This window comes from Corallococcus sicarius (genome assembly GCF_003611735.1).
GTDB classification, from domain to species: Bacteria; Myxococcota; Myxococcia; order Myxococcales; family Myxococcaceae; genus Corallococcus; species Corallococcus sicarius.
In genome coordinates this window covers 1-8,050 of record NZ_RAWG01000381.1, presented here as the reverse complement: position 1 = coordinate 8,050, position 8,050 = coordinate 1, and the positions used below count along the sequence as shown (strand labels likewise).

Here is an 8,050-nt window from a genome sequence, read left to right as displayed (position 1 = left end):
GGAGGGCGGGGATTCAGGTGGCATCGGCGGAACTTCCGGTCCCGCCAGGAGGTCGACCTGAGAGCGATTCCCTGCTCTGCTGCTCCCTCAACCCCTTGCAAGGTCCGGTGCTCTCCATGACGCGCATGCGTGCTCAGACCGTCTCACGCCCGTGGGCGGGGTATTGCATCGCTGTCGTCATGGCCACGAGCGGTGCCTGTCGCCCCGAGAGTGACAAGACGGAGCGCCGTGAGAGCGCTCGCGCGCCGGTGCAGGCTCCGGCGCCGGAACAGCCAGCGCCGCTGCATGGGGTCGGCGGAGTCGAAGGCGTTGACGCCGCGTATGACCGGGGCCGTCAGCCTGCGCGGGTCATCGCCGCGCTGGGCATCGCACCGGGACAGCGCGTCGCGGACATCGGGGCCGGGCTCGGGTACTTCACGCTGCGGCTGTCGGATGCGGTCGGCCCGAAGGGACAGGTGGTCTCGACCGACATCAATGACGAGGCCCTCGAGCGGCTTCGCAAGCGCGTCTCCGAGCGGAAGAACGTCGTGGTGCGCAAGGCGGCACCCGATGTTCCAGGGCTTGAGGCGGGGACCTACCACCTCATCCTGCTCTCCGAGGTCGACCACTTCTTGTCGGACCGCGCGACCTTCCTGACGCGGCTGCGCCCTGCGCTCGCCCCTGACGGCCGCATCGCGGTGACGCACCTGAGGGCCATGCGTCCACCGCTCGTCGCCGCCGCCCAGGCCGCGGGCTACGCCGTCGTGTCCGAGGACACGAGCCTCCCGGACCACTACCTGCTCTTCCTCCAGCCGGTGGCCAGCCCGTAGGGCGTCAAGGCCTGGGGCTGACCGGCGCCGAGCCCGCGGCCTGCCTCCGGGCGACGAGCGCTCCGAAGACGGCTGCGGTGAAGAACATGATGACGCTGTAGATGGCCGCGGGGATGGCCATCACCGAGTCATTGAGCAGCCGCGGGCTGGACGCGATGGCGATGGCGAGCGTGCCGTTGTGGATGCCCACCTCCATGGCGATCGCCACCGCCTGTTTGCGCTCCACGCGCAGCAGTCCCGGCACCACGTAACCCACCGCCATACTGGCCAGGTTGAAGGCGAGCGCCGCGAGCCCCACGCTCTGGAAGTAGGTGACGAACTGCGCGCGCTCCTTGACCGCCGCCGCGATCACCACCAGGAGCAGGAACAGCGCCGAGGTGATGCGCACCGGCCGGTCCAGGCGATCCGCGAGCCCCGCCCGCTTCGCGCGCACCCACATCCCCAGCGAGATGGGCACCAGGACGATGGCGAACACCTGGGCAATCTTGGCGAACTGCAATGGAATGGCGCGGTCCTCCCCCATGAAGTGCAGCAGGGAGAAGTTCACGATGAGCGGCAGCGTGAACAGCGACAGCACGCTGTTGACCGCCGTCAGGCTGACGTTCAGCGCGACATCCCCCTTGGCCAGATGGCTGAAGAGGTTCGCCGTCGCACCGCCCGGCGAGGCCGCGAGCAGCATCAGCCCCACGGCGAGCTGCGGCGGCAGACCGAAGGCCTTCGTGATGCCGTAGCAGACCACCGGCATGAGCAGCGTCTGACAGCCCAGCCCCACCAGCGCCGCGCGCGGATACTCAGCCACGCGGCGGAAGTCCGCCAGGGTGAGGCTCAGCCCCAGGCCGAGCATGATCACACCCAGCGCGATCGGCAGGAACACCTCGGTGATGACACTGCTCTGCATGGCGGGCCTCCAGCGAAAACCGCACTCTGCCAGAAAGCCCGCCTGTCGAATCCAGGGGGATGACCGCCGGAAGCGCTCAGCGGGACGCAGGAGGCGCCGCGTCATCGGCCAGCAGCAGCTGGCGGACGATGGGCACGGGCGGGTAGCCGTGGGAGACCACCGCGTCGTGGAAGCGCTGGAGGGTGAAGTCCTTGCCCCACTTCACCTTCGCCTCCTCGCGCAGCTCCATCAGCATCTTCTTGCCCAGCGCGTAGACGAGGTACGTCGGGTCGGACGTGCCACGGCGCGCCTCGCGCTCCGCGTTGATGCGCGTCATGTACGCCTCCTGCTCGAAGAGGCGCACCGCCTGGTCGTACGTCATGCCCCGCGTGTGCAGCGACAGGCCAGCCACGTAGCGCGCCAGCCGCTGGAGGTAGAGCGCGAGCTGGTTCAGCCGCAGCCGGTCCGCCTGCGGACCCGTGCCGCCGTAGCCCTCGTCCAGCATCATCTGCTCGGTGTACAGGCCCCAGCCCTCGGCGAAGGAGCCGGAGCCGAAGAGCCTGCGCACCTTCGACTGGACACGGTGTGTCCACAGGAACTGCACGTAGTGGCCCGGGTACGCCTCGTGGATGGAGACGATGGGCAGCGCGTAGCGGTTGTAGAAGCTCATGTGCTGCGAGGTCTGCTCCGCGCTCCACGTCGGATCCGGCGGCGTCACGTAGTAGTACGCCTCCGTCGCCTTCGTCTCGAACGGGCCCGCCGTGCTCATGCTCGCGAAGGACAGCGCGCGGTTGAACGCCGGCGTCTCCGCCACCTTCGCGCGCACCTCACTGGGCACGGTGATGATGCGGCGGTCGATGAGGAACTGGCGGATCTCCTCCAGCGTCGCCGTCGTCGTGGACACCAGCTCCCCGGGGGCCGGGTGGTCCTTGCCCAGCTCGCGGTACACGTCCATGGGCGCCTTGCCCGGGGCAATCCGTCCCGCCACCTGGCGGAACTGCTCCTGCGTGCGCTTCATCTCCGAGTGGCCCCAGGCCAGCAGCGAGTCGATGCTCTCGGTGACGCCCTCCTCGTACTGGAGCTTCTTGCGGTACGTCTCCTCACCGATGGCGAAGGCCCCGTTCGAGCGGGGCAGCAGGTCGTCCTTCAGGAAGCGGATGTACCCGTCGATGGCCGAAAGGCACCGCGCCTGCTCCTTCTTGAAGGCCTCCTGGAGCGCGGGGTCCTTCACCGACTCGAAGGCCTGCGGCAGCGTCTGCGCATAGAGCGCGCGCGTGCCCTTCACCTGCTCCAGGGCGATCTCCGTCCACAGCTTCGGCGGGTTCTGGAGGCTCGCCGGCGCCGCCGCGAAGACGTCCGGCACCACCGCCATGCGCTTCACCGCCGAGCGCATCCGCTCCTCCAGCGGCGCGAAGTCGCGGTTGATGAGCTGGAACACGGACGACGAGGCGAAGCCCAGGTACGTGTTCGGGTTGCGCTCCCACGGGCGCACCGTCTCCAGGTCCAGGATGCGCGCCTGGAAGTGGTTCGCCAGCATGTCGTAGTCGGCCCGGTCCTCCAGCGGCAGCGCGTTGCGGTCCACGGCCTGGGGCAGCGCCACGAGCCGCTCCTTCAGGTACGCCAGGTTCGACGCCCGCTCCTCGGGGCGGAAGCCGCGCAGCTCCCCGTCGTAGGTGTGGACGCCCGCGGACGTGGCGGACATGGGCGAGCGGCGGAAGTGCTCCTCGAAGTGCGCGTCCACGAAGGCGCGCAGCGCCACCTGGGCGGGGGCCAGCGCGGGCGTGGCGGCCTGGGTGGCCGGTGTGGCCGGGGACTCCGCCTGGGCCGGGGGGCGCGAGGTGGTGCAGCCAGGGGACAAGAGCAGCAACGCGGCGAGAACACTCGTGGGGCGCAGTGCGTTCATGGAGCCTCGGGGGAAGGGACGCCGGAGCGTCGCCCAAGGGCCCTGTCGCGACAAGCGGCAGGGGGGCCCCCACCGCGGAACACCGCGGCGGGGACCAGGTCCTGGGCGGTGACTCACGCCCGGGGCCGCGCTAGCAGTTCTGCTGGCAGCGGGCCGTGGGGGGCACGCTCTTGCTGCTACCGCAGACGTAGAGCTGCTTGTCGAAGCAGTACTGGCGGTAGTACTGGGCCGTCGGGCCGGAGCCGTACTGGTACTGGGAACAGTTCCAGAAGCTCCACATGTACGGGGTCGGAATCGAGCAGTTGGAATCCAGGTAGCCACCGCTGCCGTAGTCCCGGCAGCCGCCCGTGTACGAGCCCACCGAACAGACGCGCTGCTCCACCTCGCCCACCTCGTCCGCTTGCGCTTCCGCGGCCTCGGGAGCGGAGGACTCCAGGCCCGGAGCCTCCTCGAGCCCCTCGCCGCCACACGCGGAGAGCCCCAACACCACCACTCCCAGGAACAACGGCTGGATGAATCGCTTCAACATGGTCTGGCTCCTTGAAGCGAGCCACCCTAGTCGTCAACGCGATTAACCGGGATTAAGCACAATTAAATCCAAACGCCGACTCTTGAGGGGAGGATCGAACAGGTGCGTGGCGCCACCTATCCCTTGGGGAAGGGAATCACGACGGCGTCGACCTTGAGGAGTTCGTAGGTCTCGACCCGGGACAACAGGTTCTTCGTCTGCTGGACGTGCTGGGGGCGAAAGTCGATGGCCCCGGACTCATGATCGAAGAGGGCGTAGACGACGTAGAACCGCGCGGTCCTGAGCTGGGTGTCTGGATCCACCGAGAGCTGAACGTCATTCTTGTTCGCGCTGCTGTCGACGACGCACTTGAAGCCGGCGATGCGGTGCTGGTTCTGGCTGACGGAGTCGGTCCGGGCTTCGTGTCGGATCACGATGTTGCCGCTGTTGAACTTGTACCAGAGGCTGCATCCGCTCAGGTTGGCGGTGAAGAAGTACTTGAGCTGGACACTGGCGAGATCGATCTCGCATTCCGTACAGGCCCCATCCTTCCAGGGCAGATGGTAGGCATTGGTCTTGCCGCCTTCCGCCAGCGTGGCCAGTTCGTGGTCCGTCTGCTCCGAGAACGTCACCTTGAAGGCGCCGGGTTCGGTGCTGGGCACCCCACCGAGGATGAGCGGCTTCTGCTTCTGCCTGCCTGATGCATTTCCCATGGAGGGCTCCAATGGGCCCGCGCGGGGACGAAGGCCCGCGCGGGCACCGGGTGCTTCAGTATGCGGCAAAGGTGGGCGCGTGGGTGGTGGGGGAGGCCTGAACACGCACTTCCTCAAGGCCTCCATTCAGGGCGCCCCGGGGGCTTCAGTTCAGCGTCCCGCAGTCGGCGATGCGCTGCACCCGGAGCGCGGCCAGCCGCTCCAGCGGGGCCGCCACCTCCGGTCCTTCGAGCAGGGCCACCGCGCGGGCAATGGCATCCAGGGTGGACATCCCGGACGGATGCGACGTCTCACGGAGCCGCAGCATCCCGGGCTCCGGCGGCGGCAGCACCAGCCGGGGGAGCGTCCGCAGCGCGGGGAGCCGCTGGGTCATCCGCCGCGCCTGCGACCAGTTCCCGTCCAGCACCACGAGTTGCCTCGGAGGAGGGGCGCCCGGCGGCGCGGTGGGACCATCCGGGAAGAGCAGCCAGGTGCCCGGCTCGGAGAGCACGGCCATGTCGAAGGCCTCGGGTTGCTTCCCGTGGATGAGCAGCTCCCCATTCGCGAGCGCCAGCGCGGCCACGCGCCCGGTGTTGCTGCGCTTCGCGACCTCCATCACGTGCTGGAGGAGGAGGATCCGCGTGCGCGTCTCCACGCGGGGAATCTCCGCGCACAGGCACAGGTGGAGGGCCAGGTTGCAACGCGGACAGCGGGGTGAACGGGGAGGCATCCTCCGTCATCCTGGGCCGGCCCCCGCGGGAAGAGAAGTCCTCACTCCGCCCGCGGCACGTCAGCGCTGCGTGTCGTCCACCAGCTGCAGGGGGATGCCGGGCTCGGCGGGTTCTCCGTCCACGTCCTGGAGGTCCAGCGGTCCGGTGGAGAGCACCCAGACATCCAGGGTCGCGTCGTCGTCGGTGTTCCCTGCGCACGCCAGGGTGATGTTGCAGTCAGGGCACGTGCCGGTGACGCCGAGCCGCGCCTTCACCCGCGGGGGAAGCGCCTCAATGCCAATGGGGCGCGCCGCGCTGAACCGGAACGTGTCCACGCCAATGGACACCGCCCCCTCGGGGAGCACGCTGCGCGCTGCCTCCCGAACCTCCATCGGCCCCTCGCCGACGAAGTATGCGTAGCGATTGCTCCGCTCGGGCGCGAAGCCCACCGTCGCGAAGACGGGCTCGTAGGTCCGCGTGTTCCGGAAGTGGAACTGCTGCGCACTGTACCAGTTCCTCAGGTTCGACCTGCACTCCGCCGCCCGGGAGCGCTGATTGAACCGGATGACGTTGCGCATCGTGCTGACGACCACCCACCCGAGGCACGGGAGGGCCAGCAGTCCGAGCGTGAAGAGGATCCCCCTCCGACGGGAGCCGGTCGACCACTTCGTGGGCATCCTGAGCGCTCCCCTCCCCTGGCTGCTGCGCGATGAAGCTACCCGAGTTCCCGGGCGCACGCCTCCAGGCCAGACGCTCGGCAGGAGCCGAGCTGGGGCGTGGACGTGGACAATTGCAGCGCACCTTCACCGCATCCGTCCGAAGCGCCGTGCGCGTGAAGGAGGGATTGCCTCCGCCACGCGGACGCGGCGACGCTGCGTCGCCATGGGACACAAGCGGCTGATGAAGGTAGGCGTGGTGGGTGGCGGAGCCATGGGGTGCGGAATCGCACTCGAGCTCGCCATCACCGGCAGGCAGGTGGTGCTCTACAACACGCGTCAGGACAGCAGCGAGCGCGCGCGGGTGAAGCTGGAGCGGGACGCGGCGCTGCTGGTGGAGACGGGGCTGCTGCCCGCGGCGCAAAAGGAGGCCGCGCTCGGGCGGATCCGGCGCACCACGGTGCTCGCCGAGGCCGCGGTGGGCCAGGATTTGATCCTCGAGTCCGTGCCCGAGGACCTCGTGCTCAAGCAGGAGGTCTTCCGTCAGCTGGACGCTCTCGCGGCGCCGGACACCGTGCTCGCGTCCAACACCACCGCGCTGAGCGTGACGGCGCTGGCCCGCGACTGCACCCGGCCCGAGCGCGTCCTCGCGGCGCACTACTACCTGCCGGCGCACCTGATTCCGGTCGTGGACGTCATCCCCGGGGAGAAGACCTCCCCCGACGTCGTGGAGACGGTGCGGCGGTTCCTCGTGGAGGTGGGCAAGGCGCCGGTGGTGTTCGCGAAGGACGTGCCGGGCTCGGTGGGCCCGCGGCTGCTGCAGGCGCTCATCGGCGAGGGCATCCGGCTGGTGCAGGAAGGCGTCGCCACGCCGGAGATGGTGGACCGCGTGCTCACCCAGGGAATCGGGCGGAGATTCGGCGCGTCCGGCATCTTCGACCGGTTGGACCTGGCGGGGTTGGATCTCGTCACCGGCGTCATGCGCAACGCCGGGCGCCCGGTGCCCCCGGTGCTCGCGCAGAAGGTGGAGCGCGGCGAGCTGGGCCTGAAGACGGGCCAGGGCTTCTACACCTGGACGCCCGAAGCCACCGCCGCCTTCGAGGAGCGCGTCGCCCGCAGCCTCATCACCCAGCTTCGCGAGGACCGGGCCGAAGGCCGCCTCCCCAGCCCCACGTTGGAGACGCCGGAATGAGCGCGGAGTGCGTGCTGCTGGATCCAGACGTGCTGTCGGACTTCCTCGCGGACGCCACCCGCGAGTACCTGGCGTGTACCCCGGAGCTGCCGCCCCGGAGCTGGGCCGTCCTGCTGGGGCGCTTCGTGGACGACGCGATGCGGGTGGAGCGCGTCCGCTTCGCCGCCAACATCCGTGAGACGGACGACTCCGTGCTCCAGGAGTTCGACGCCACCATCATCCCCCGCTTCGGCGCCTGCTACGCCAACGGACGGCGCGGCTACTGGTGCGAGCCCAAGGAGCTGCTGCGCATCACCGCCGAGGCCGAGGCCGAGGGGCTGGAGGTGCTCGGCTCCATCCACCTGCACCCGGACTGGCACCGCATCGGTCCGCCCCACGAGCGCGGCCTGCGGGTGAGCCAGGAGCCCACGCCCATGGACCGGCACCTGTTCCACGGCGCCGGCTGGCCGCTCAACATGATCCTCTACCTGGAGCGGCGCGAGGGCCGGCTCTACCACGCGCTCGGGGCATGGACGGCTCCCACCGACGCCGACGCCCCCAGCCGCCCCCTGGCGCTCCGCTTCGGCACCCCGGAGCCCGAAGCCCGTGCCCCCAGGACACGGGCGTCCTCCGCGTAGGCGGCCGGCAGGCGGGCATGCGCTCCAGGCCGGGGGGTTCGCTTTGGACAGGTGTCAGACTGTCTGACACCCTCCTGCCCATGGCC

Annotated in this window: 9 protein-coding genes; 3 read left to right on the top strand and 6 right to left on the bottom strand. The window is 69.6% G+C overall.

The features are described 5' to 3' along the window. The first annotated feature begins 179 nt into the window (after positions 1-179). A complete protein-coding gene (locus D7X12_RS36280; protein WP_244224992.1) occupies positions 180-809 on the top strand; it encodes a class I SAM-dependent methyltransferase in 630 nt (209 codons plus the stop codon). Positions 810-813: 4 nt separating this feature from the next. On the opposite strand, the gene D7X12_RS36275 is transcribed toward D7X12_RS36280, so the two are convergent. The 6 genes from D7X12_RS36275 to D7X12_RS36250 form a co-directional block, all read right to left on the bottom strand. Beyond that, entirely contained in the window at positions 814-1,707 is an 894-nt protein-coding gene (locus tag D7X12_RS36275) for a bile acid:sodium symporter family protein (protein ID WP_120629783.1), read from the bottom strand. A 76-nt stretch (positions 1,708-1,783) separates the two neighbouring features. After that, positions 1,784-3,589: a DUF885 domain-containing protein gene (locus D7X12_RS36270; protein WP_120629782.1), complete on the bottom strand. Its 1,806-nt coding sequence runs from the start codon at positions 3,587-3,589 to the stop codon at positions 1,784-1,786. Between the two features lie 130 nt (positions 3,590-3,719). Continuing rightward, positions 3,720-4,118: a hypothetical protein gene (locus tag D7X12_RS36265; RefSeq protein WP_120629781.1), complete on the bottom strand. Its 399-nt coding sequence runs from the start codon at positions 4,116-4,118 to the stop codon at positions 3,720-3,722. A gap of 116 nt (positions 4,119-4,234) precedes the next feature. Then, positions 4,235-4,810: a hypothetical protein gene (locus D7X12_RS36260; protein WP_120629780.1), complete on the bottom strand. Its 576-nt coding sequence runs from the start codon at positions 4,808-4,810 to the stop codon at positions 4,235-4,237. A 145-nt stretch (positions 4,811-4,955) separates the two neighbouring features. Further along, positions 4,956-5,519 (bottom strand): tRNA-uridine aminocarboxypropyltransferase, encoded by a 564-nt coding sequence (locus D7X12_RS36255; RefSeq protein ID WP_120629779.1) that lies wholly within the window; start codon positions 5,517-5,519, stop codon positions 4,956-4,958. Positions 5,520-5,579: 60 nt separating this feature from the next. Further along, positions 5,580-6,176: a fimbrial protein gene (locus D7X12_RS36250; RefSeq protein ID WP_120629778.1), complete on the bottom strand. Its 597-nt coding sequence runs from the start codon at positions 6,174-6,176 to the stop codon at positions 5,580-5,582. A 205-nt stretch (positions 6,177-6,381) separates the two neighbouring features. On the opposite strand from D7X12_RS36250, the gene D7X12_RS36245 reads away from it, so the two are divergent. Next, the gene (locus D7X12_RS36245) at positions 6,382-7,347 is read left to right on the top strand and encodes a 3-hydroxyacyl-CoA dehydrogenase family protein (RefSeq protein ID WP_120629777.1); all 966 of its coding nucleotides are present in this window, start codon (positions 6,382-6,384) and stop codon (positions 7,345-7,347) included. Next, positions 7,344-7,964, top strand: a complete 621-nt coding sequence (locus D7X12_RS36240; protein WP_120629776.1) for an MPN domain-containing protein — start codon at positions 7,344-7,346, stop codon at positions 7,962-7,964. The genes D7X12_RS36245 and D7X12_RS36240 overlap by 4 nt, the downstream gene beginning before the upstream one ends. Positions 7,965-8,050: the final 86 nt, after the last annotated feature.

Bases quoted from the DNA above. Each gene is read 5' to 3' on its own strand.
- D7X12_RS36280 (WP_244224992.1), top strand. From the start codon at position 180: ATGGCCACGAGCGGTGCCTGTCGCCCCGAGAGTGACAAGACGGAGCGC.
- D7X12_RS36275 (WP_120629783.1), bottom strand. From the start codon at position 1,707: ATGCAGAGCAGTGTCATCACCGAGGTGTTCCTGCCGATCGCGCTGGGT.
- D7X12_RS36270 (WP_120629782.1), bottom strand. From the start codon at position 3,589: ATGAACGCACTGCGCCCCACGAGTGTTCTCGCCGCGTTGCTGCTCTTG.
- D7X12_RS36265 (WP_120629781.1), bottom strand. From the start codon at position 4,118: ATGTTGAAGCGATTCATCCAGCCGTTGTTCCTGGGAGTGGTGGTGTTG.
- D7X12_RS36260 (WP_120629780.1), bottom strand. From the start codon at position 4,810: ATGGGAAATGCATCAGGCAGGCAGAAGCAGAAGCCGCTCATCCTCGGT.
- D7X12_RS36255 (WP_120629779.1), bottom strand. From the start codon at position 5,519: ATGCCTCCCCGTTCACCCCGCTGTCCGCGTTGCAACCTGGCCCTCCAC.
- D7X12_RS36250 (WP_120629778.1), bottom strand. From the start codon at position 6,176: ATGCCCACGAAGTGGTCGACCGGCTCCCGTCGGAGGGGGATCCTCTTC.
- D7X12_RS36245 (WP_120629777.1), top strand. From the start codon at position 6,382: ATGGGACACAAGCGGCTGATGAAGGTAGGCGTGGTGGGTGGCGGAGCC.
- D7X12_RS36240 (WP_120629776.1), top strand. From the start codon at position 7,344: ATGAGCGCGGAGTGCGTGCTGCTGGATCCAGACGTGCTGTCGGACTTC.